Here is a 22,879-nt window from a genome sequence, read left to right on the forward strand (position 1 = left end):
TCCGTCGCAAATGGCAGAGCAACCAATTCGAATCTCGTCTGTTGTCGACCGGCACAATCACTGCCGGAGGATAAACTATGTCACGTCTAGTTTCGCTCGCTGCGGCTGTCCTGCTGCTCGGATCAATGCCCGTAAGCGCACAGTCGCAAAAGGCACAAAGCGGCCCGGGCAACAACGCCGTCAACAGCTCTGATCACAACAACTCCAACGCACCGGTTGCAGGCCGCAACAGCTTCACCGAGGGACAGGCGAAGTCGAAGATCGAGGGCGCGGGCTATTCCAATGTTTCCGGCCTGCAAAAGGACGACAATGGCGTCTGGCGCGGCAAGGCCGACAAGTCCGGGACCAAGGCGGACGTGAGCGTCGACTTCCAGGGCAACGTGAACCCCGCCAAGTAAGGAGGATCAAACATGACCACCACCATTTCTCGACTCTATGACACCTATCCGGATGCGGAACGTGCGGTCAGGCGTCTGGAGGCCGCGGGCGTGCCGCACTCCGACATCAGCATCGTCGCGAACAATTCCGATAATTGGTACGGCTCCTCCACCGCCAAGGTCGACCGCGATCGCGACGGCGTCGACGATCGCGCCGAAGGCGCCGGCACGGGTGCCGGCATCGGCGCTGGAATCGGCAGCGCGGCGGGCCTGCTTGCAGGACTCGGCTTGCTGGCCATTCCGGGGCTCGGACCGGTAGTTGCCGCCGGATGGCTGGCTTCGACCGCAGTTGGTGCCGCGGCCGGCGCCGCGACGGGCGGCATCGTTGGCGCGCTGACCGAAGCCGGCGTCTCCAAGGATGATGCGTCGCGCTACGCGGAGGGCGTCCGTCGTGGCGGAACGCTGGTATCGGCCCGGGTACCCGACCAGGACCGCACGCGTCTCGATGCCCTTCTGCACGAGAAGGCCGTGAACCTGCAGGAACGGAGCACCGCCTGGCAGAAGTCCGGCTGGAATGGCTTCGATGCCGCAAGCCCACCGCTGTCTCCTGACGATATCGGCCGTGAGCGCGAGCTGTACGGCACTGGGATGCGGGGTAGGTAGGGATGTTCGCTCGCCGCTACGCGAGCGGCTGTGAATCCCAAGAGCGCGAGGGAGGCTCCACCAAGGTGGAGCCTTTTTCGCGTGCCCCCTCCTTGAAACCACGAGGGTGCCGCAGGTCTCTCTCAACGGGTGCATTCCGCTGAAGCAGGGGCACATGTTCTCACTGCTCGGGTAATCGGCTATTGGCCGTCTGCGAAACAGTATAGCTTTCGACCCTAGAGGAAACGCCGCGAAGACGGCACGAGGTCGCGCATGCTGGACAGGACGAAGGATATTGCCGCATCCGCGCAAGCCTGGCTCGATGAATTTGAGCGCACGCTTGGCGCACCCGATGGCGCTGGGCTGGATCGTCTGTTCCTCGCCGACTGCTATTGGCGCGACGCGCTGGCATTCAGCTGGAACCTGCAAACGATCGCCGGCGGCGGCTCGATCGAGCGGGAGCTGACAACGCTCGCCGCAAAGGTCGCGCCGGGCAGCTTCAAGATCGCGCCGAACCGCCCGCCACCGCGCTGGGTGACGCGTGCCGGGACCAACAATATCGAAGCGATCTTCAATTTCGAAACCGCACTGGGGCGCGGCAGCGGCATCGTCAGGCTTGTGCCCGACGCCAACGACGGCGACCGCCTGAAAGCGTGGACGCTCCTCACCGCGCTCGACGAGCTTAAGGGCTTCGAGGAGCAGCTCGGCACCTCGCGGCCGCGCGGCCAGGCCTATTCACGCGACTTCCGTGGACCGAACTGGCTCGACCTGCGCAGCGCCTCGCGCGACTACACCGATCGCGATCCCACCGTGCTGGTGGTCGGCGGCGGCCAGGCCGGGCTCGCAATTGCGGCGCGGCTGAAGCTGTTGAAGATCGACACACTGATCGTCGATCGCGAGGCACGGATCGGGGACAATTGGCGCAAGCGCTATCACGCGCTGACCCTGCACAACCAGGTGCAGGTCAATCATTTGCCCTACATGCCGTTTCCGCCGAGCTGGCCGACCTATATCCCCAAGGACAAGCTCGCCAACTGGTTCGAAGCTTACGTCGACGCGATGGAGCTGAACTTCTGGACCGGCACCGAATTCGAGGGCGGCGCCTACGACGATGCGAAAGGCCACTGGACGGTCACACTGCGGCACACCGACGGCAGTGAGCGTATCATGCACCCCCGCCATGTGGTGATGGCAACCGGCGTCAGCGGCATCGCCAATGTGCCTGTTATTCCGACCCTCGATAACTTCAAGGGCACGCTGCTGCATTCGAGCCGCTACGAGGACGGCGAGAGCTGGACGGGCAAACGCGCCATCGTCATCGGCACCGGCAATAGCGGTCACGATATCGCGCAGGATCTTCACTCCAGTGGCGCCGACGTGACGCTGGTGCAGCGTTCACCTACGCTCGTCACCAATATCGAGCCGTCGGCCCAACTCGCTTATGCGACCTACAATGAGGGCACGCTCGAGGACAATGATCTGATCGCCACCTCGATGCCGACGCCGCTGGCGAAGAAGACCCATGTGATGCTGACGGAGCAGTCGAAGGAGCTCGACAAGGAGCTGCTCGACGGATTGCGGCGCGTCGGCTTCAAACTCGATTTCGGCGAGGCCGGCACCGGTTGGCAGTTCAAATATCTCACCCGTGGCGGCGGCTATTATTTCAATGTCGGCTGCTCCAACCTCATCGTCGAGGGTGAGATCAAGCTCAGGCAGTTTTCCGACATCGAGGGCTTCGTCACCGAGGGCGTCCGGATGAAGGACGGCGCAAGCCTTCCGGCCGAATTGATCGTGCTCTCGACCGGTTACAAGACGCAGGAATATCTGGTGCGGAAACTGTTCGGCGGCCGCGTCGCCGAGCGAGTCGGCCCGATCTGGGGTTTTGGCGACGGCCTCGAGCTGCGCAACATGTATGCGCGCACCAGGCAACCCGGCCTCTGGTTCATCGCCGGCAGCCTCGCACAATGCCGGATCAACTCGAAATATCTCGCGCTGCAGATCAAGGCGATCGAGGAAGGGATTTTGGGGCGTGAGGCGGGCAGGCTTAAGCCTCGTCATTGCGAGCGCAGCGAAGCAATCCAGAATCTTTCCGCAGAGACAGTCTGGATTGCTTCGCTGCGCTCGCAATGACAGTGTGGAGACGATCGCGCATCGCCGATACGAATAAGAGGAGAACACCCATGCCAGCCATTCTCGGCACCGGCGAGCACCGCTACCGCGTCGTTGAAAACTTCGCAAAGCTGCCGGACGGATGGCAGCTCACCGACGTCGCTTCGGTCGCGGTCGACAGCAAGGACCGCGTCTACGTCTTCAACCGCGGGGCCCATCCGATGGTCGTGCTGGATCGCGAGGGCAATTTCTTGCGCAGTTGGGGCGAAGGCCTGTTCTCGCGCGCCCACGGCCTGCACATCGATGCCGACGACAATCTCTATTGCACCGATGACGGCGACCACACCGTGCGCAAGTGCACCACCGACGGCAAGGTGCTGCTGACGATCGGCATCCCCGAGAAACCGTCACCGTTCATGAGCGGCGATCCCTTCCACCGCTGTACCCACACCGCGCTGTCGCCGAAGGGCGAGATCTACGTCTCCGACGGCTATGGCAATGCGCGCGTGCACAAGTTCACGCCCGATGGCGAACTGATGACAAGCTGGGGCGAGCCCGGCACCGATCCCGGCCAGTTCAACATCGTGCACAACATCGCCACCGACGCCGACGGCTTTGTCTATGTCGCCGACCGCGAGAACCACCGCGTGCAGGTGTTCGACGGCAACGGCAGGTACGAGACGCAGTGGAACAATCTGCACCGCCCCTGTGCGCTGTGCTGTTGCGGTGGGGCTAAGAGCCCGACCTTCGTCATCGGGGAACTCGGCCCTGGCCTGGCGGTTAACCGCAAGGTGCCCAATCTCGGCCCGCGGTTGTCGATCGTGGACGCCAAAGGCAACCGCATCGCGCGGCTTGGCGGCGAGGCAGGCCCGGGCATTGCGAGCGGCAAGTTCCTGGCACCGCACGGCATCGCGCTGGATTCCAGGGGTGACATCTATGTCGGCGAGGTCGGCGTCACCGACTGGAAGACCAGCTTTCCGGATGAGGAGATGCCGGCCGCGGTGCGGGCGACGCGATGTTTGCAGAAGCTGGAGCGGGTGCGGGAGTAGCTGCCTCGGCACATCCACGTCGCGCTGTCAGGATGACGCTGCCTCCACGGCCTCGGACCTGGAAATCACGGCGTTTTGCGCGGTTTGCCACCCCCCCGGCCGCATTGCTTGTGCCGGAATAAGTCGCTCAACGGGCTTCACAATCCCGTCACGCTGCATGTAGTATGTCAGTACGTGCTGCTTCGCAGCGTACATTGGAGGCCAGGAGCGTTACTTGAACGCACATGTCTCGCAAGGCCATTGGCCGGTGTTGGTGCTGAATGCGGACTTCCGGCCGCTGAGTTACTACCCACTGTCTTTGTGGTCGTGGCAGGACGCGATCAAGGCGGTATTCCTCGACCGCGTCAACATCGTCGCGCATTACGATCAGGCGGTCCATAGTCCCACGCTGCAAATGCAGCTGCCGAGCGTCGTCTCGCTCAAATCGTTCGTCAAGCCGACCACGCACCCTGCCTTCACCCGATTTAACGTCTTCCTGCGCGATCGTTTCGCCTGCCAATATTGCGGCTCGCCCGAAGACCTCACCTTCGACCACATCATCCCGCGCAGCAAAGGCGGCCAGACCACCTGGGAGAACGTGGTCGCGGCGTGCTCGCCCTGCAATCTGCGCAAAGGTAATCTGACGCCGGTGCAGGCCAAGATGTTTCCACGCCAGCACGCGTTCGCGCCGACGGTGCACCAGCTCCACCGCAACGGCCGGCTGTTCCCACCGAACTATCTGCACGACAGCTGGCTGGACTATCTCTACTGGGATACGGAGCTGGATCCGTAGCGTCGGCGTGCAGGCCCGCGGCAGTCCATCGTTGACTCGCGCCGCTCAACGCCGGGACAGATCAGCGAGCTTCGCTATCTGCGCGCCTGCTCCAAATCGATCTGGTAGACGGAAATCCGGTCGATCTCGAATGCGACGGTAGGCGGCGACTCCGCGTCGACAGGTCCGACCCCGAGAAAGAATTTCGATCCGATCGCGAGATTGACGATCATGTACATGGGATCGTCGAATCCGATCGGCACCTTGATGTCGGACACCGGCCTGCGGTCGATGAAATAGACCAGGCGATCCTCCTCCCACAGCACACCGTAAGTGTGGAACGCGCTCGAAGCGTCGCCGACCGCGAAGTCGAAGCCGCAGGACTGGATCTTCTGGGTCGAGGGAATCCGCCAATGCGTCGTCATCACGAGATCACCCGGCTTTTCGCCGCGGCCTTCCAGCACGTCGACCTCCGGCGGCCAGCCGCCGTCATCCGCCAGCATCCAGAACGCCGGCCACACCGCGTGTCCGACCGGCACCTTGGCGCGGATCTCGAAATAGCCGTGCTTCTGCGCGAACGTGCCCTGGGTCGTGAGGATCCCGGAGATGTACTCGTTGTTGAACAGCACCGGCTTTAACGCCGGCGGCGTACGGCTGGCGACGATCGACAGCACGCCGTCCTTGACCTTGAACGGATCGAGCCCGAGCGGCGCCAAGGCGCGCCCGGCGTAGCGCGGATCGACATAGATCTGTTGCTCGCCATTGGCGCTGGTCTTGCGCTTGAAGTCGGAGCCGTCGCCGCCCCAGTAGCGCGCCTCCGGCCAGGCCGCACCACCGGCGTAGTGCGACACCCAGCGTCCGTTCGCCAGCGGATGCTCGTCAAAATCCTCGTTGAAGGTCCGGCGCAGCGGCAAGAAGACCAGCGAGGCCGGATTGACGGTCTCCAGCCGGCGGCACTCGATGGTGGAGGGATCAGTCGTGACCTGCAGCGACATGCTCACCGGGGCAGCATCGAGATCGTCCTGCGCGATGCCCGGCGCAGGCACAACGCAGAGACCGATCGCAGCCAGAGCGCCCCTCGTCAAACGCTCCATCATCACCGCACTTCGAAGATGCCAGAGGAAAGGCCGAGGTTAGCTTGCTCATATCGGAACCGGCAAGAGCAGGCCCGCGACCGCGCGCCAATTCAGGAGCGCCGCTTGCACACGCGATCCAGATTTTCGTGCACTTACAAAATGGGACGCCTAGGCAGCGCCCGGAAGGCGAGCGGCAGGCTCCTGCCGGGGACGGAACTCGGAGCGCCGGCATCCGTTCAGAGTTGAGGCCGGATGTCGCGCGGGCGCCAGTTGTCCGCGACAGACATATCCGGTCCCGCCACAGCTCGAGGGGAGAATAGTCATGGCCACAAGCGAGACGGATCACGTCTACAAGATCCTGGAACTGGTCGGATCGTCCGAGACCTCGATCGAGGATGCGATCAAGAACGCGGTCAGCCGTGCCGCCAAGACCGTTCGCGAGATGAAATGGTTCGAGGTGGTGCAAACGCGCGGCCATATCGAGAAGGGCGCCGTGCGCCACTACCAGGTGACGCTACGCGTCGGCTTCACGCTGGATGAGTGAGGCAGAAAGCCCGGGCGAAGCCGACACCTGAGGCCAGCCTGGTTAGCTCGACAATAGCCCGTCAGTTGTCGAGGACTGTTCCGACCGGAAGCGCACAATCCGCGCGGATGTTGCAACAGCCCGTTAAGGCCAAAGTGAGAGGTTTGCGCCGAAATGGAGCAAGCCTGATGACCACGGGCCGAGAACTCGGAAAGACGCGCCTTCCGCTCTGGGCGGCGGGTTTCGTCATCCTGACCTGCTTCGCCATCCTCGGCTTGAGCGGCTGGCGCGAATGGGAAACCCGCAACGCCGAACTCAGGAACGCCGAGATCGATGTCGCCAATCTGGCGCATTCGCTGATCCAGCACGCGGACGACACGTTCGAACTCGTTGATACGATCCTCGTAGGCCTGGTCCATCGGCTCGAACTCGACGGGACGGGTCCGGACACGATCACCAAGCTTCAGGCCTATCTGCCGACACGGAAATCATCGGACCGCATCCGCGGCATCTTCGTTTACGACGCGACCGGGCAGTGGCTGGCTACGACCGAGCACCTCGATTTCTCCAAGCTCAACAACAGCGACCGCGAATATTTCCAGCGTCATCGTGACTCGCCCGAGATGGGCACGTTGATCGGATCGCCCGTGAAGAGTCGAGCCGGGGGCCAATGGGTCGTCACCGCGTCCCGCCGGATCAACGATGCGGACGGCGGCTTCGCCGGCGTTGCCCTGCTCACGATCGATGTCAGCTATTTCGTTACGTTCTACGAGCGGTTTGACATCGGTACGAACGGCTCGGCATCGCTGCTCAACGATAGCGGCATCATGCTGGCGCGCAGCCGCGACGAGAGCGGCGCCTTTGTCGGACGCGACCTGTCCAATGCGCCCTTATTCAAGGGATGGGAAAGCCGTCCCGCCGCAGCAGTCTACTACTTCAAGTCGCCGCTCGATGGCGTCCAGCGGCTGAGCTATTATCAACGCAGCAGCCGCTATCCCCTGATGGTGTTGGCGAGCAAGTCGCGGGACGACGTGCTGGCGCCCTGGCGGCAAGCCGCGGCTGCGCGCAGCACCTTCGTCCTAGGCCTCGTGCTGCTGATCGCGGTGATTGGCTTCTACCTGGTCCGTCAACTCGTGCAGCGGCAGCGCATGGCCCAGGCCCTCGTCGTCAACGAAGCAAACTTCCGCCTGTTGGCCGAGCAATCCAGCGACATGGTGACCCGGATCGGGCTCGACAACCGGCTGCTCTACGTTTCCCCCTCCTGCGTACGCATCACGGGCTGGTCCTCTGACGAACTGCTGGCCACCTCGGCCCTGGCCGGCATTCACGCCGACGACATCGAGCGGGTCGAGCAGGCCATCGCCGCGCTTAAAAATGGCGAGGCCGAGGAGGCGCGGTTCGTCTATCGCCAGCGTCATCGCGACAAGGGCGAGATCTGGGCGGAGGCGGCGTTGCACGTGACCCTGGCATCGGACAGCGGCGAGATCGACGGCGTCGTCGCGGTGGTGCGCGACATGACCGAGCAGAAGGACCTTCAGGACAAGCTCGCCTCGCTTGCGACGACCGACGGCCTCACCGGGCTCGCCAATCGACGCGCATTCGACGAGCGCCTCGCTGATGAATGGGCGCGGGCCCGGCGCGACGGCTCGCAGCTCTCGCTCCTGTTGATCGATGTCGATCATTTCAAGAAATTCAACGACCAATATGGCCATCTGGCGGGTGACGGATGCCTGCGCGCGCTGGCCCGGATCCTATCAGCGCACACCAAGCGCCCGGCCGATCTCGCGGCGCGCTATGGTGGCGAAGAATTCGCCGTGCTGTTGCCGAACACCGGTCCCGAGGGCTGCGCCGAGGTCGGCGATGGGATTCGCAAGGCCCTGCAAGATCTCGCCATGCTGCATGCGCAAAGTCCCCCCTCCCGCCTGGTGACTGCAAGCATTGGCGGCGCGACGAGCCTTCCATCCCAAACCACGACGGACTGCAGCACGCTGGTCGCCGCCGCCGACCGCGCGCTGTACGCCGCCAAGGACAACGGCCGTGACCGGCTGGTGATGTCGGGACAGGTCGTTCCCTGGCCCGCCAGGAGCGCGTGACGGATCGACCGTTGCCCCGGATTTGTCGCCCGCGCTCCAGCGCGGTATGGCTTGGATCACGGCCGGATGGTCGGCCAATCCGAGAGTGCTGCTGTGACTGGTAAAATCAAACTCGTCCTCTTCGACATGGACAATGTCCTCTGCGACTACGACAGGGCAAAGCGTGTCGCATGGCTGGCGAAGCTTGCGGGGACCACGAGCGAATCCGTCCACAAGGCGATCTGGGACAGCGGCTTCGAGCTGCTCGGCGATTCCGGCACTCTCGACGCCGCGGACTATTTGCGGGGCTTCGGCGACCGCATCGGCTATCCGCTGTCACTGGACGAGTGGATCGAGGCGCGACGCCGTTCGATGCAGGCCGATCGTGCGATGCTGGAGATTGCCGGCAGCTTGCGGCAAACCATCGACATTGCCGTCCTGACCAACAACACCACGCTGGTCGCCGACCATATCGCTGCGCTGCTGCCGGAATTGCCGCCGCTGTTCGGCTCCCGAATCTATGCCTCGGCCCGGTTCAAGACGGCGAAGCCGGACCCGCGCTGCTTCCGCCTTTGTCTGTCGGAGCTCGACGTCAAACCGGAGAGCGTCCTGTTCGTCGACGATCTCATGCCCAATGTCGCCGGCGCGCGAGAGGCGGGTCTGTTCGCGCATCACCACACCTCGGTTGAGGCTTTCAGGCAGGCCCTTTCGGAGCACGGCCTGCTTCAAGCATGAATGCGTGCTCCGCATTTCTCGGCGTCAGGCGTCAGGCGAGATGGCACGCCACGAAGTGCCCGCCCGCTCCTTCCTTCAGCTCCGGTGCGCTTTCTGCGCAACGCGGCTGGGCGATGGGACAGCGGGTGTGAAAGTGGCAGCCCGACGGCGGCTTCATCGGGCTCGGAACGTCGCCCTTGAGGCGGATGCGCTCGCGCTTGAGCTTGGGATCGGGCACCGGCACCGCTGATAACAGCGCCCTCGTGTAGGGATGCTGCGGATTGCGGTAGAGGTCGCTGGCCTTGGCGAGCTCGACGATACGGCCAAGATACATCACCGCGACGCGGTCGGAGATGTGCTCGACCACCGACAAATCGTGCGCGACGAAGAGATAGGTGAGGTTCAGCTCGGCCTGGAGATCTTCCAGCAAGTTGATGACCTGCGCCTGGATCGAGACGTCGAGCGCAGACACCGGTTCGTCGCAGACGATCAGTTTCGGCTCGACTGCGAGCGCACGCGCGATCACGATGCGTTGGCGCTGACCGCCGGAGAATTCATGCGGATAGCGGCGCATGTGCTCGGCCTTGAGCCCGACCTTCACCAGCAGGCTCGCGACGCGATCCTCACGCTCCTTGGCCGATGAGCCGAGCTTATGGATGACGAGGGCTTCGCCGAGGATGGCACCGACCGTCATGCGCGGATTGAGAGAGGCGAACGGATCCTGGAACACAAGCTGCATGTTCCGCCGCATCGCGCGCAAATCGTTGCCGCCGAGCTGGCGGACATCCTGACCGTCGAAAACGACCTCGCCGTCGGTCGGCTCGATCAGGCGCAGCACGCAGCGTCCGGTCGTCGACTTGCCGCAGCCGGATTCGCCGACGAGGCCGAGCGTCTCGCCGCGGTTGACCGAGAACGAGACCCCATCGACGGCATAGACGCTGCCGACCTGACGCGACAGCAGGCCGCCGTGCACGGGGAAATATTTCTTCAGGCCGCTGACGCGGAGCAAGGGCTCGGTCATGCTGTGCCTCCCAACTGCGTATCTCCCAGATGGCAGGCCATGCGGTGGCCTGGCGCGATCTCGCGCAGCAGCGGCTCCCTCTCGGTGCAGACGCTCATGGCGTGGCGGCAGCGTGGAGCGAAGCGGCAGCCGACCGGCGGATTGATCAGGATCGGCACCGAGCCGCCGATCGCCTCCAGCCGCACCTTGTGCTCGCTGTCGAGATCGATGCGCGGGATCGAGCGGATCAGTCCCTGGGTATAGGGATGGCCGGGATTACCGAAGAGCTCGTCGACAGACGCCTCCTCCACGACCTTGCCGGCATACATCACGACGACGCGTTGCGCGGTCTCGGCGACGACGCCCATGGCATGGGTGATCAGCATCACCGCCATGCCGAAACGTTCCTTCATGTCCTGGAGCAGATCGAGGATCTGCGCCTGAATGGTGACGTCGAGGGCCGTGGTGGGCTCGTCGGCGATGATCAGCTTCGGCTTGCAGGCAAGCGCCATCGCGATCATCACGCGCTGGCGCATGCCGCCGGAGAACTGATGGGGATAGTTGTGCACGCGGCCTTCGGCATTGGGTATCTGCACCAGCTTGAGCATCTCGATGGTGCGCTCGAGCGCCTGTTTCCTGGTGACGTTCTCATGGCGGCGCAGGCTTTCGGCGATCTGCTCGCCGATGGTGAGCACCGGATTGAGCGAGGTCATCGGCTCCTGGAAGATGAAGCCGATCTCCTTGGCGCGGATCTCGTCGAGCTGACTGCTCGTCAGCGGCACGAGATCGCGGCCTTCGAAAATGATCTCGCCTGCCGCGATGCGGCCCGGCGGCATCGCGATCAGCTTCAGGATCGACATCGCGGTGACGGTCTTGCCGCAGCCGGATTCGCCGACGACGCAGAGCGTCTCGCCGCGGTTAATGGAGATATCGACACCGTCGACGGCCTGGAGGATGCCGTCGTCGGTGGAGAAGTGGGTTTTCAGTCCCTTGATCTCGAGCAACGGCGCCATCAGATCACCCGCCGCGCATCGAGCGCGTCACGCAGGCCGTCGCCGATGAAGTTGATGGCGACCACCGCGATGAAGATCGCGCCGCCCGGAAACAGCGCCCAGTGCGGGCCGATGTCGAGAAAGTCTTTCGCGTCATAAAGCAGCCGGCCCCAGGTCGGCGTATCCGGAGGGAAGCCGAGGCCGAGGAAGGACAGTGTCGATTCCGCGATGATGGCTGCGGCCACGTCGATGGTTCCGGCGATGATCACCGGACCCAGCGCATTGGGCAGGATATGGCGCACCACCTGCCGCACCGGGCTTGCCCCGAGCGCGCGCGCGGCTTCGACGAATTCCTTCTCCCGGATCGACAGGAACTGGGCGCGGACGAGGCGCGCGACCGGCATCCAGCGCAAGCCACCGATCACGAGCACGATCAGGATGAAAATGCCGCCCTCGGGGCCGAAAGCGGCCTTCAGCCCATCGCGGAAGAGATAGATCAGCAGCAGCAGCAGGGGCAATTGCGGCAGCGACAAAAAGAGATCGGTGAGCCACATCAGCCCATGACCGAGCGCACCGCGCGACATGCCGGCGAGCGCGCCGATCAGCACCCCGACAAATACCGAGACCAGCATCGCCGCGAGGCCGACCGCGAGCGAGATGCGCCCGCCATAGATCATGCGGGCGAGGATGTCCTGCCCGAGATCGTCGGTGCCGAAGGGATGGGCCAGCGACGGCCCCTGCATGCCCGCCACGATGTCGATGTCGTCGATCTTGACCCGCCAGATGAAGGGGCCGACCACCACCGCCAGGATCAGAACGAGGAGCAGGAACGCGCTGACGACGGCAAGCTTGTGGCGGCTATAGCGCCGCCACGTCTCGCGCCAGGGCGAGTAGACGCGCCGCTCAGCGGAGGGAGATGCGAGGGTCAAGCCAGCCATAAAGAACGTCCGCGATGAGGTTGAACAGCACGACCAGGCACGCAAAGACGAAGGTGACGGCCATCACCACCGGCGTGTCGTTGGAAAGGATGGAGGAGATCAGCAGCGAGCCGATGCCGGGAATGCGGAAAATCTGCTCGGTGACAATGGCGCCGCCGAACACCGCCGGGATTTGCAACGCAATCAGCGTGACGACCGGGATCATCGCGTTGCGCATCACGTGCTTGATGATCACCCGCCGCTGGCCGATGCCCTTGGCGCGCGCGGTGGTGACGTAGTCCAGCCGGATCACGTCCAGCATCGCCGAGCGCACGAAACGCGTCATCGAGGCAGCCTGGAACAGGCCGAGCACCGCCACCGGCATGATCGCCTGACGGATCATCTCCAGCACCCAGTGAATACCCGTGCCCTTGATGTCGGTCGTGTAGACGAAAGGCAGCCAGTCCAGCGTGACCGAGAAGATCAGGATGAACAGGATGCCGGTGAAGAAGGTCGGCAGCGAGAAGCCGACAAAGGCGAGCGTGTTGGCGACCTGGTCGAACAGCGAATAAGGTTTCGTTGCGGCATAGACCCCGACCGGGATCGCGATCAGGAGCGCCAGGATCTGCGCCGAGCCGATCACATAGAGCGTCGTTGGCAGTCGCTGGAGAATGAGCGTGTCGACGTTCATCCGGCTGACGAAGGAGAAACCCCAGTCGCCGTGCAGCATGGCGTTGAGCCAGTGCAGGTAACGAAGGTAGATCGGATCGTCGAGGCCGAACTTCGCCCGAAGCGCGAGAGCGACTTCGGGCGGCACGTTCGGATTGGTCGCCAGCTCCGAGAAGGGATCGCCCGGGGCTAGTGCGAGCACGACGAACAGCACGAGCGAAATTCCGAGCAGGCTCGGAATCGCGATCAGGAGGCGACGCAGGACATACTGGCTCATGAAGAAGGACCGCTCTAGGCGTGCGTGATCATTCTTCGCGGTACCAGTCGAACAAATTGTCGGTCTCGTTGGCCCAGCCCGAAACCACCGGGCGCAGATTGTTGGCGGCCGCCTCGACCTTCAGGCGGTGCTGCACCGGGATGAAAACGATGTCCTGGTACATGAGATCATTGGCCTTGATGTAGAGCGCCGCGCGCTTGACCGGATCCATCTCGCCGTCGGCGGCCTGGATGGTCGCGTCGTACTCCTTGTTGACCCAGCGCGGAAAGTTGGTGCCCTGCCACTTGTTCTCCTTGGTGGCAACGAGGTTCGAAAGGTAGCGACGCATGTGCTGCGACGGATCGGGCTGACTCAGCGGGATCTGGAACATCTCCATGTCGGCGTAGAACTTGGAATAGGTATCGGGATTGCCGACGTCGGAGGAGAAGAACACGGAGGCGACGACCGATTTCAGCTCGACGTCGATGCCCGCCTTCTGGCAGGCCTGCTTGACGATCGCCTGCGTCTTCTGACGGGGCCCGTTGATCGAGGTCTGATAGACGAGCTTGAGCTTCTTGCCGTCCTTTTCGCGGATGCCGTCGGCGCCCGGCTTCCAGCCGGCATCGTCGAGGATCTTCGAGGCCTTCTCGACGCTGAACTCCCACGAGGTGTTCTTGGACACGAATTTTTCGGGCCCATTGAGGAAGTTGGCGGTGGTGCGACCGGCGCGGCCGTAGATCGCCTTCTTGACCGACTCGCGATCGATCAGCAGCGAGAGCGCCTTGCGCACCGCTGGATCAGAAAACAGCGGGTGCTTGGTCTTCATCGAGGAGCGTTCGCCATCGACCTCGGTGTTGGGGTCGGTGAAGTTCAGCGCGATGAATTCGGTGTCGCCGCCGACGGCGTAGACGGTCTTTCCCTTGCCGCCCTTCTCCAGGCGCAGCAGCACGTCGTCCTCAACCTGAATGTTCCAGCCGAAATCATACTCGCCGGTCTGGATCACCGCGCGCGCGGCAGAGACGGCATCGCCGCCGCCCTTCATCTCGATCGAATCGAAATAGGGCCGGTTCGCCATGTGATAATCGGGATTGATCACGCCGCGGACAAGATCGCCCGGCTTGAACTCGACGAACTTGTAGGGGCCGGTGCCGACCGGCGAGAGGTTGGTCGGCGCCTCCCGCGACTTGGACCCCATATAGTCTTTGAACAGATGTTTTGGGATGATGGTATTGGGAGCCCCGACAAAAGCGTCGGCCCAGAACGGCGTCGGCTTGTTGAACAGGATGCGGACCGTGAGGTCGTCCACCTTCTCGACCGTGATGTCGCGGAGCGTCGCGATGGTCAGTGCGGAGGTCGCCGGATCCTTGGCATATTCCCAGTTGAAGACGACGTCGTCGGCTGTGAACGGCGTGCCGTCATGCCATTTGACGCCGGGTTTGAGCTTCCAGGTCACCGACTTGCCGTCAGCGGCGAGGCCGCCGTTCTGGATCGAGGGAATTTCGGCGGCCAGAACCAGCTTCATGTTGCCGTCGGGATCCCAACAGGCGAGCGGCTCGTAGAACAGGCGCGCGCCGTCCTGGTCCTTGGTGCCGGTGGCAAAATGCGGATTGAGCAGGGTGGGCCCCTGCCACCACAGCAGCTTGAGCGCACCACCGCCGCCGCGCTTGGTCGGCTTGTAGGTCGAGGCGCCCTCAGCCATGGCGACGCCACCAAGCGCGAGGATCTGGTTGGCCAAAGGCGCGGTGAGACCCACGGCAGCCAGGCGCTGAATGAAGCCGCGGCGATCCATCCGCCCGTCCTTCACGTCACCGATCATCGAACGCAGTTCTTTATCCAGCATGGTTGTCCCCGTCTGGTTCCCGTATGGATGCAGGCGGTCGCGCGAGGCGACCACCGGGATTGGCTGGCGGTAGATGGCACACCGAATGGGGTGCGCGTCAACTGCGACCGTGTGTATGCAAACGGTCTACTGACTGTCTGTTGGGCAAAACCATATTCCGCAGCCCATCCGTTCGGCAATCCAGCATCAAAACACGCTGAATTCCGCGCTGCACTGCAGAAAATTTGGTCGCCGCATCAGACGAAGTATCGAGGCGAAATTCTACGCCACGGACATGTCGAGCGGCGGCGCGACGTGGTCTGGCAGCGGACAGACGTAAGGCGTCTTGGCCGTCCGCTTCTCGAGGTCAGCCTTGGCAGCCTTGATCAGCTCCGGGTCCGTCAGCGCCTTGATGCCGATGCCGGCCATCGCCTTAGCGGCCTGCACCATGGCCTTGTGAGCATGCGCGCTCTTGCCCTGCGCGACCACCTGCCAGGTGTGGAAGGGCGTGCCGATTGCAACCGTGGGTGCGTGGACCTGCACGGTCGGCACCACCCAGCTCACGTCGCCGACGTCGGTCGAGCCGACCAGCGGATTGCGCTTGGCATCGAGTGGCACCAAGAAGTCAGCCAGCGGCCGGTCGGTCGGCTCCATGCCGATCGCGTAATAGACCGACTCGATGTCCTTGTCGCTCAGCGTCGCGCGGATCTCCGTGGCAAAGCCCTTGTCCGCGTCGTCGAAATGCGGCGGTCCGAGTTCTTCCATGACCCGGTGCAGCGCCTGCTCCAGCGGCGTGTTCGGCAGGATGTTGGAGACCGCGGAGATGATCTTCATCTCGACCTTGGTCTCGGTCATCAGCGCCGCGCCCTCCGCGATCTTGCTCACGCGTCCAACCAGCTCGTTCATGCCGGGCAGATCACGGGCACGGATCGAATAGCGCACGCGTGCATGCGCCTGCACCACGTTCGGGGCGATGCCGCCGGTGTCGAGCAGCGCGTAGTGCACGCGCGCGTCGCTCGGCATGTGCTCGCGCATATAGTTCACGCCGACATTCATCAGCTCCACAGCGTCGAGCGCGGAGCGGCCGAGATGCGGCGAGGCTGCCGCATGCGAGGTGCGGCCGGTGAAGATGAAATCGGCGCGGGTGTTGGCGAGTGACGGCGTCACCGCGACTTCCCAGAAGCTGTGCGGATGCCAGGTGATGGCGATGTCGGCGTCTTCAAATGCACCGGAGCGTACCATGAACGCTTTTGCCGCGCCGCCTTCCTCGGCGGGGCAGCCGTAATAGCGCACGCGGCCCGGCACCTTGTTCTCGGCGAGCCAGTCCTTCACCGCGGTCGCGGCGAGGAGAGCTGCGGAACCGAGCAGATTGTGGCCGCAGCCATGACCGTGGCCGCCGGTCTCGACCGGACGATGCTCCGCGACGCCCGCCTCCTGGCTCAGGCCCGGCAGCGCGTCATATTCCCCCATGAAGGCAATGACCGGTCCGCCCTCGCCCCATTCGCCCATCACCGCGGTCGGAATGCCCGCGAGCTGCTCGGTGATGCGAAAACCCTGATGACGCAACTCGGCGAGATGTTCTGCGGCCGACCGCGCCTCGGTGTAGCAGACCTCGGGCATGCCCCAGACCTTGTCGCTGAGGTCGATGAAACGTGCCTTGATCGTGTCGATGCCACGCCAGATGTCGCTGCGGTTGTCCATGCTTCGGTCCGTGATCCCTGGGTCAAACGAAGCGGCAATGGTTAGCAGCTTCAATGTACGGCGCCTAGCACCTCGCCGGACAGCAGCCATGCGGTCAATGCCGGAGAGCCGCCCGACCGACCCGTGCATGAACCGGTCCTGTGCCTTTCAAAGATTTCATACGGCGTTCTCTGGAATAGTTGGGAACGAGGCTTTCAAGACGGCCTCCTCCGGCCTAAATTATCGGTGCTTCGCGTGTCGTTCCGCTAGCCACGGCGGAGCGATGCTCTCAGCCAGGAGAACTCCATGCCCGCTCTGACCGAATGGAGAGTGCCGCCGGCCAATCAGCCGCGGGCGAGCGATTATGATTTCGATCTCGACCGCGCGCTCGCCTCCGTCGTCGGCCTGCATGCCATCATCCCGCCGGACGCCTTCAGTGCCGAGACGCTGGGGACCGAGCGCGCCGGCAACGGCGTCGTGATCGACCACGGGCTGGTGCTCACCATCGGTTACCTCATCACCGAAGCAGAGTCGGTGTGGCTGCATGTCGGAGACGGGCGCGTGGTGGAGGGACATGTGCTCGGCTTCGATGCCGTCACCGGCTTTGGCCTGGTGCAGGCGCTCGGCCAGCTCGAGGTCGACCCCTTGCCGCTCGGCATCTCGGCCGAGACCCGGCTCGGCGACCGCGTCGTGGTCGGCGGCGCCGGCGGACGCACGCGTTCGGTCGCGAGCCAGATCGTGGCCAAGCAGGAATTCGCGGGCTACTGGGAATATCTGCTGGACGAGGCCATCTTCACCCATCCCGCGCATCCGAACTGGGGCGGCACGGCGCTCCTCAACGAGCGCGGCGAGTTGATCGGCATCGGCTCGCTCCAGCTCGAACGCGAGCGCGACGGCAAGGCCGAGCACGTCAACATGATCGTGCCGATCGACCTGTTGAAACCGATCCTGGACGATCTGCGCAAGTTCGGCCGCGTCAACAAGCCGGCACGGCCGTGGCTCGGACTCTTTTCGACCGAGATCGACAACCGCGTGGTGGTGATCGGGATCTCCGCCAACGGTCCGGCCGCCCTTGCCGAGCTCAAGACCGGCGACGTCATCCTCGCGGTCGACGGCGAGAAAGTCACGAGCCAGACCGGCTTCTACAAGAAGCTGTGGAGCCTCGGCGCTGCCGGCGTCGACGTGCCGCTGACGGTACATCATGAAGGCGTCACCTTCGACGTCACGGTAACCTCGACCGATCGCTTCAAGCTCTTGAAGGCGCCGAAGCTGCACTGACAAGCCGAACTGAAGCAAGGAAACGACGATGAGCGAGGCCGTCGTTGACGATATCGTGGCCGTGCTGCCGCCGCTGCTCAATGCGCTGGAGGCGCTCGCCTTCTTTCAGCGCAACCTGCACCCGCCGGCCTTCGGCTCGGTGATGAACGCGATCGGCGCTCCCGACGAGGCGTTGCAAACGGTGCGCGCGGCAATCGGAGAATGGCCGGAACAGTTCACCGGACTGCGCGAGCGGCTCGATCGGGCCTGCGACGAGACGCTCGCCGCCTTTGCCGGCCTGCGCGAGGTCGAGCGTGGCAATGGCGATCTCGTCGCGGTCTTCCGCGCGCTGCGCCACGTCCCGCGCGCGCAGGAGGCACTCTATCCGCTGGCCGTGCAGTTTCCGCCCGTGAGCAGCTTCTTCCTCAACTCCGCCAATCGCGAGAATGCCGACCTGTTGTCGCGACTCGAAGCCGGCGCGGACGCGCACACCGGCATCATCCACGATGACAACGAGCCCGGCAGCCGCGGTGGCTTTTCGGTCTACGTGCCCGAATATTACACTCCCGATCGCGCCATGCCGCTGGTGATGGCGTTGCATGGCGGCAGCGGCAATGGCCGCGGCTTTCTGTGGAGCTGGCTGCGCGATGCCCGCAGTCTTGGTGCGATCCTGGTGGCGCCGACCGCGACCGGCCCGACCTGGGCCCTGATGGGTGACGATTCCGACACGCCCAATCTCATGCGCATTCTCGATACCGTGCGCAGCCGCTGGACCATCGACGCCTCGCGCATGCTCCTGACAGGCATGAGCGACGGCGGCACCTTCTGTTACGTCACCGGGCTCGACGGCGCCTCGCCCTTCACGCATCTCGCGCCGGTGTCGGCGACCTTCCACCCGCTGATGGCGGAGATGGCCGACGCCACACGCCTGCAGCGGCTGCCGATCTTCATCACGCACGGCAAGCTCGACTGGATGTTTCCGGTACAGACCGCGCGGCAAACGCAGGCGGCCCTCGCCGCCGCCGGCGCGAATGTCACCTATCGCGAGATCGACGACCTCAGCCACACCTATCCTCGCGAGATCAACGCGGAGCTGGTGCAGTGGCTGAATGAAGCGTGAACGGATCGTCCTTACCTGCGCCGTACTGCCGCGGAACTATCATTCCGGGCCGACGTTATCGCCCGTCATCGGAGGTTTCGCCATGCGGATGTTTCTTGGAATGATTTTGGGCGCGCTGCTGCTTGCCTGCAGCGTGTATGTCTATGACTCCATGCAGACGTCGTCGGTTGCTAATGGCGAGGTTGCGACGACCAATCGCACCATCGTAAACTGGGATGTCGCAAAGGCCGATTGGGAAGCGCTGCGCGATCGCGCGCACAAAGATTGGGTCCGCATCTCCTCGAAGTAACGACGTGGTATCATGAATGAAATGAGGCGCCGTCGCGGGTCCGCGGCGGCGCCTTCGTATGCGGTGAATATCGCTCGGCTCAGTTCATCTTGGCCTTGCGGGCGTCGGCGATGACCTGCTCGAACTCGTTCATGCTGAGCACGCCCGGCACGCGGTACTTGCCGACGATGAAGGACGGGGTGCCGCGGAAACCGAAGGCTTCGGCCTGCTCGTTGTTGCGCTTGAGCACGGCGTCGATGTCCTTGGCGTGGTCTCCGAGATCGCGCTTCAACCGATCCATGTCGACGCCGGCGGCCGCGAGCAACTCGTTGATGCGTGGATCGGTCAGGCGCGAGCTGACGCCCATCATGGCGTCATGGGCCTGGTGGTATTTGTCCTGGAATTTCGCCGCGAGCGCGGTCCGCGCCGCCGTGACCGAAACCGGACCGAGGATCGGCCAGTCCTTCATCACCAGCCGGACCTTGCCGTCGTCCTGGATGACCTGACGCAACTCGGGCTCGAGCTTGCGGCAATAGGGGCAGTTATAGTCGGACCATTCGATGATGCTGATATTCCCGTCAGGATTGCCGGCGACGGGAACATCTGGGTCGCGCAGCACCTTGGCTTCGGTCAGCACCTCGTCTTCGTCGGTCGCCGCGCGCGCCGCGGTGATCCCACCGGCGACAAGGGCGCCCGCCCCGATCAGCGTCAGCGCCGCGCGCCGCGTCGGCACAAGGCCCTTGTTCCTGAATCCAAACATATCTCGTTCCATTTCGGTCCCATCTCCGTCGATACGGTTCGAGACTGGGAATTGTTACAAATCATATAGAGTGTCGCGGCGCCGATGTCATCGCACCAGCAGCGTGACCGCCAAGGGTACCAGGAAGGAGGTCACCAAAGCGTTCAGGCTCATGGCGATCCCGGAGAAGACGCCGGCGATCTCGTCGACCTGGAACGCTCGCGCGGTCCCGATCCCGTGCGCGGCAAGGCCGGCGGCAAAGCCGCGGGCGCGGAAATCGCTGATCCCAGTGCGGTTCATCAACGGCGTCACGATGATCGCGCCCATGATCCCGGTCAGGATGACTGCAACCGCGGCCAGCGAGGGATCGGCGTGCAGGGATTCGGCGATGCCCATGGCAACGCCGGCCGTGACGGATTTCGGCGCGAGCGACAAAACCACGTCGCGCGGCAGACCGGCGAACTCGGCCAGCAACACCACGGACACCACGGCGGTGACCGATCCCGCGACCAGCGCCACCAGCATCGGCGCGATCGAGGCGAGGACGCGCTTGCGGTTCTCGTAGAGGGGAACGGCCAGCGCGACCGTCGCGGGCCCCAAAAGGAAATGCACGAACTGCGCGCCGGCGAAATAGGTCGTGTAGGAGGTGCCGGTCAACAGCAGGAAGGCGCCGACGATCCACATCGCATGCAGCACGGGATTGGCGAGCGGATGGCGCCGCGTCGCCAGCGACACCGCGTCCGTGCCGGCATAGACCAGCAGCGTCACAGTCAACCAAAGCAGCGGCGACTGCGAGAGATAGACCCAGAGCGAGAACGGATTGTCCTTCATCGCGCGTCCTGTTGCCTCAACAGGCGGCTGACGAGGCGGAAGGTGAGTACGGTTGCGAGCAGCGTGACGACCACCGACAGCGCGAGCACCAGAATGATGGCGATGCCGTGGGACGCGAGCAGATCGAGCTTCTGCACGACGCCGACCCCGGCCGGCACGAACAGCAGCGACAGATGCGCCAACAGACCCTTGCTCGCCGTCTCGACACCGTCATCGCGCAGCGGCCCGCGCGCGAGAAGCGCAAAGCGGTCGCGCGCGAGCAGCAGAATGAGGAGCAGCAATAGGCCGAGTACCGGGCCCGGCATCGGCAAGCCGAGGCTGCGCACGATGGCTTCGCCGATCAACTGGCAGAGCAGAATGAGACCAAGACTTGCAAGCATGATTTTGGCATCAAGGGATGCGCCGGCCGCCTTGTCAATCACCGCTATGCAGCGGGCGTGCGCGGTTCGTGCGAAGCGGCAACGCGCGGCAGCATCGCCATCAGCGTCCCGGTCATCGTGGCGATCAACGTGACCTTGCCCTCGTGCTCGGCAAACGCCTTCGCCTCGCAAAAGGTCAGCGTGCGGCCGGGCTTGACCACCTCTGCCTTGAAGACGAAACGCTCGCCCCGTGCCGGCGCGAGCAGCGTGGTCTTGAACTCGACGGTGAGGATATCGGCCTCGCGCGGCATCAAGGTGAAGGCAGCGACACCACAGGCGTTGTCGAGCCCTGCGGTGATGATGCCGGCGTGGACAAAGCCGTTCTGCTGTGTGAGGGCCGGCGAATGCAGCATGGCGAGTTCAGCCTCGCCCGGCGCAAGGCGGACGATCACGATGCCGAGCGTGTGCATCGCCGGCTGGCCGTCGAACATGGCGATGGCAGCCGCGCGATAACCCGGGTTCTTCGGCTCGTATGCGGCCATGGCTCAGGCCTCCGCGGGCTCGGCGAGATGCCTCAAAGCGAGCTCGCGAATGGCATCCGTGAACGGCACAGATTTACGCAGGCTGCGGTCCATGTGCACGCCCGTGATCTCGCACAACGCGGCGATCTCGCCGGTCTCGGCATTGGTCATGTCGTGCCGGAAGCGGATCGATTTGTCGCGGATCTCGAGCAGGTGACTGCGGATCTCGACGATGTCGCCGGCGAGCAGCTCGCGCTTGTAGGTGATGTTCTGCTGCACGGCGGCCATGCCGCGGCCGGAGCCGCGCAGGTAGCTCGGCGTGAGCCCGAGGCGGGCGAACAGATTCCAGTTGGCTTCGTCGAACTTGCCGACATACCACATGATGTTCATGTGGCCGACGTGATCGCACTGCCACGGATAGACCGTGCCGCGATAGGTCGCCTCCTGCTCCATCGCAATTCTCCCTGGCTCTTTCCCACCTTTGGTTATTGATACGGTAGCGTATCAACCTCCTCCCGCGTTAGCAATACGGCACCGTATCAAGAATCGGCGAGGCTTCCCGCATGAGTGACGGCAAAGGCGATGTCTGGGTCGAGGCAGGGCTCACCGAGCTCGCCCGATCGGGGGTCGAGGGGGTGCGGGTCGAGGTGCTCGCCAAGAACCTCGGCGTCACCAAGGGCGGCTTCTACCGCCGCTTCGCCGACCGTGCCGCGCTGCTCGGTGCCATGTTGGAACGCTGGCGCGAGGGGCGCTCAACGGCGATCGCGCAGCAGACGAGCCTCGATGGCCAAGACCCCCGTGAACGGCTGCGGGCGGTGATCCAACTCTATTCCGAGCGGCTCAATCCGGACGGGATGGCAATCGAGCTTGCGATCCGGCAATGGGCCCGCTCGGACGAGGGCGCCGCGACAGCGGTGGCGAACGTGGACGCGGCGCGGCTGAAGCACGTCGCCGAACTCTATCGCGCGACCGGCCTCGATACCGAGGCAGCCGAAGCGCAGGCCTTCCTGTTCTACTGCTTCATCTTCGGCCAGAGCCTGCTGTTCGTCGAGCGCGGCCCGCGCAAGCGATCGCAGCTCGTGGCGAAGTCGGCCGAGAAGCTACTGGATTAAGCAAGAGGCCGGAGCTTGGCCCCGGC

24 protein-coding genes are annotated in these 22,879 nt (G+C 64.0%); 12 read left to right on the plus strand and 12 right to left on the minus strand.

All coding sequences use genetic code 11. The features are described from left to right. Positions 1 to 77: 77 nt before the first annotated feature. From BRA1253DRAFT_RS20135 to BRA1253DRAFT_RS20155, 5 genes are all read left to right on the plus strand, one after another. Positions 78 to 398, plus strand: a complete 321-nt coding sequence (locus tag BRA1253DRAFT_RS20135; protein WP_007597366.1) for a PepSY domain-containing protein — start codon at positions 78 to 80, stop codon at positions 396 to 398. A 12-nt stretch (positions 399 to 410) separates the two neighbouring features. After that, positions 411 to 1,040, plus strand: a complete 630-nt coding sequence (locus tag BRA1253DRAFT_RS20140) for a general stress protein (RefSeq protein WP_007597374.1) — start codon at positions 411 to 413, stop codon at positions 1,038 to 1,040. 252 nt (positions 1,041 to 1,292) lie between these two features. Beyond that, positions 1,293 to 3,149, plus strand: coding sequence for an NAD(P)/FAD-dependent oxidoreductase (locus BRA1253DRAFT_RS20145; RefSeq protein ID WP_007597375.1), 1,857 nt, complete (start codon positions 1,293 to 1,295; stop codon positions 3,147 to 3,149). A 50-nt stretch (positions 3,150 to 3,199) separates the two neighbouring features. Continuing rightward, positions 3,200 to 4,177, plus strand: a complete 978-nt coding sequence (locus tag BRA1253DRAFT_RS20150; RefSeq protein WP_007597376.1) for a peptidyl-alpha-hydroxyglycine alpha-amidating lyase family protein — start codon at positions 3,200 to 3,202, stop codon at positions 4,175 to 4,177. A 214-nt stretch (positions 4,178 to 4,391) separates the two neighbouring features. After that, positions 4,392 to 4,949 (plus strand): HNH endonuclease, encoded by a 558-nt coding sequence (locus BRA1253DRAFT_RS20155; protein WP_007597381.1) that lies wholly within the window; start codon positions 4,392 to 4,394, stop codon positions 4,947 to 4,949. A 74-nt stretch (positions 4,950 to 5,023) separates the two neighbouring features. Here BRA1253DRAFT_RS20155 and BRA1253DRAFT_RS20160 read toward each other — a convergent pair whose 3' ends face one another. Continuing rightward, positions 5,024 to 6,025 carry a family 16 glycosylhydrolase gene (locus BRA1253DRAFT_RS20160; protein ID WP_007597382.1) on the minus strand — a complete coding sequence of 334 codons (1,002 nt, stop codon included), beginning with the start codon at positions 6,023 to 6,025 and terminating at the stop codon, positions 5,024 to 5,026. Positions 6,026 to 6,326: 301 nt separating this feature from the next. Here BRA1253DRAFT_RS20160 and BRA1253DRAFT_RS20165 point away from each other — a divergent pair, with 301 nt between their 5' ends. The 3 genes from BRA1253DRAFT_RS20165 (at position 6,327) to BRA1253DRAFT_RS20175 (ending at position 9,334) form a co-directional block, all read left to right on the plus strand. Continuing rightward, positions 6,327 to 6,548, plus strand: a complete 222-nt coding sequence (locus BRA1253DRAFT_RS20165) for a dodecin (protein WP_007597383.1) — start codon at positions 6,327 to 6,329, stop codon at positions 6,546 to 6,548. Between the two features lie 167 nt (positions 6,549 to 6,715). After that, entirely contained in the window at positions 6,716 to 8,620 is a 1,905-nt protein-coding gene (locus tag BRA1253DRAFT_RS20170) for a sensor domain-containing diguanylate cyclase (protein ID WP_007597384.1), read from the plus strand. A 66-nt stretch (positions 8,621 to 8,686) separates the two neighbouring features. Beyond that, entirely contained in the window at positions 8,687 to 9,334 is a 648-nt protein-coding gene (locus tag BRA1253DRAFT_RS20175; protein ID WP_007597385.1) for an HAD family phosphatase, read from the plus strand. 31 nt (positions 9,335 to 9,365) lie between these two features. Here BRA1253DRAFT_RS20175 and BRA1253DRAFT_RS20180 read toward each other — a convergent pair whose 3' ends face one another. From BRA1253DRAFT_RS20180 to BRA1253DRAFT_RS20205, 6 genes are all read right to left on the minus strand, one after another. After that, on the minus strand, positions 9,366 to 10,334 hold the full coding sequence (locus BRA1253DRAFT_RS20180; RefSeq protein ID WP_007597389.1) for an ABC transporter ATP-binding protein: 969 nt from the start codon (positions 10,332 to 10,334) through the stop codon (positions 9,366 to 9,368). Further along, entirely contained in the window at positions 10,331 to 11,326 is a 996-nt protein-coding gene (locus BRA1253DRAFT_RS20185; protein ID WP_007597391.1) for an ABC transporter ATP-binding protein, read from the minus strand. Before BRA1253DRAFT_RS20185 ends, BRA1253DRAFT_RS20180 begins: the two co-directional genes overlap by 4 nt. After that, on the minus strand, positions 11,326 to 12,243 hold the full coding sequence (locus tag BRA1253DRAFT_RS20190) for an ABC transporter permease (RefSeq protein ID WP_007597392.1): 918 nt from the start codon (positions 12,241 to 12,243) through the stop codon (positions 11,326 to 11,328). Before BRA1253DRAFT_RS20190 ends, BRA1253DRAFT_RS20185 begins: the two co-directional genes overlap by 1 nt. Further along, positions 12,209 to 13,168, minus strand: coding sequence for an ABC transporter permease (locus BRA1253DRAFT_RS20195; RefSeq protein WP_007597394.1), 960 nt, complete (start codon positions 13,166 to 13,168; stop codon positions 12,209 to 12,211). The genes BRA1253DRAFT_RS20190 and BRA1253DRAFT_RS20195 overlap by 35 nt, the downstream gene beginning before the upstream one ends. Positions 13,169 to 13,196: 28 nt before the next feature. Next, a complete protein-coding gene (locus BRA1253DRAFT_RS20200; RefSeq protein WP_007597396.1) occupies positions 13,197 to 14,987 on the minus strand; it encodes a peptide ABC transporter substrate-binding protein in 1,791 nt (596 codons plus the stop codon). A 261-nt stretch (positions 14,988 to 15,248) separates the two neighbouring features. Then, entirely contained in the window at positions 15,249 to 16,667 is a 1,419-nt protein-coding gene (locus BRA1253DRAFT_RS20205) for a M20 family metallopeptidase (protein ID WP_035993690.1), read from the minus strand. 285 nt (positions 16,668 to 16,952) lie between these two features. Here BRA1253DRAFT_RS20205 and BRA1253DRAFT_RS20210 point away from each other — a divergent pair, with 285 nt between their 5' ends. The 3 genes from BRA1253DRAFT_RS20210 (at position 16,953) to BRA1253DRAFT_RS20220 (ending at position 19,312) form a co-directional block, all read left to right on the plus strand. Then, positions 16,953 to 17,924, plus strand: a complete 972-nt coding sequence (locus tag BRA1253DRAFT_RS20210) for a S1C family serine protease (protein WP_007597405.1) — start codon at positions 16,953 to 16,955, stop codon at positions 17,922 to 17,924. A gap of 28 nt (positions 17,925 to 17,952) precedes the next feature. Next, positions 17,953 to 19,023, plus strand: coding sequence for a phospholipase (locus BRA1253DRAFT_RS20215; protein ID WP_007597406.1), 1,071 nt, complete (start codon positions 17,953 to 17,955; stop codon positions 19,021 to 19,023). Positions 19,024 to 19,105: 82 nt separating this feature from the next. Beyond that, positions 19,106 to 19,312, plus strand: coding sequence for a hypothetical protein (locus tag BRA1253DRAFT_RS20220; protein WP_007597407.1), 207 nt, complete (start codon positions 19,106 to 19,108; stop codon positions 19,310 to 19,312). 79 nt (positions 19,313 to 19,391) lie between these two features. On the opposite strand, the gene BRA1253DRAFT_RS20225 is transcribed toward BRA1253DRAFT_RS20220, so the two are convergent. The 5 genes from BRA1253DRAFT_RS20225 to BRA1253DRAFT_RS20245 form a co-directional block, all read right to left on the minus strand. Then, positions 19,392 to 20,051 carry a DsbA family protein gene (locus BRA1253DRAFT_RS20225; RefSeq protein ID WP_035993693.1) on the minus strand — a complete coding sequence of 220 codons (660 nt, stop codon included), beginning with the start codon at positions 20,049 to 20,051 and terminating at the stop codon, positions 19,392 to 19,394. Positions 20,052 to 20,138: 87 nt separating this feature from the next. Continuing rightward, the gene (locus BRA1253DRAFT_RS20230) at positions 20,139 to 20,861 is read right to left on the minus strand and encodes an LrgB family protein (protein WP_007597415.1); all 723 of its coding nucleotides are present in this window, start codon (positions 20,859 to 20,861) and stop codon (positions 20,139 to 20,141) included. Beyond that, a complete protein-coding gene (locus BRA1253DRAFT_RS20235) occupies positions 20,858 to 21,241 on the minus strand; it encodes a CidA/LrgA family protein (RefSeq protein WP_007597419.1) in 384 nt (127 codons plus the stop codon). Before BRA1253DRAFT_RS20235 ends, BRA1253DRAFT_RS20230 begins: the two co-directional genes overlap by 4 nt. Positions 21,242 to 21,285: 44 nt before the next feature. After that, complete coding sequence (locus tag BRA1253DRAFT_RS20240; RefSeq protein ID WP_007597420.1) at positions 21,286 to 21,762, minus strand: PaaI family thioesterase; 477 nt, start codon at positions 21,760 to 21,762, stop codon at positions 21,286 to 21,288. Between the two features lie 3 nt (positions 21,763 to 21,765). After that, positions 21,766 to 22,194: a thioesterase family protein gene (locus BRA1253DRAFT_RS20245; RefSeq protein WP_007597421.1), complete on the minus strand. Its 429-nt coding sequence runs from the start codon at positions 22,192 to 22,194 to the stop codon at positions 21,766 to 21,768. A gap of 110 nt (positions 22,195 to 22,304) precedes the next feature. Here BRA1253DRAFT_RS20245 and BRA1253DRAFT_RS20250 point away from each other — a divergent pair, with 110 nt between their 5' ends. After that, a complete protein-coding gene (locus tag BRA1253DRAFT_RS20250) occupies positions 22,305 to 22,853 on the plus strand; it encodes a TetR/AcrR family transcriptional regulator (RefSeq protein ID WP_007597422.1) in 549 nt (182 codons plus the stop codon). The last annotated feature ends 26 nt before the right edge of the window (positions 22,854 to 22,879 follow it).

Source organism: Bradyrhizobium sp. WSM1253 (genome assembly GCF_000244935.1).
Taxonomy (GTDB): Bacteria; Pseudomonadota; Alphaproteobacteria; order Rhizobiales; family Xanthobacteraceae; genus Bradyrhizobium; species Bradyrhizobium canariense.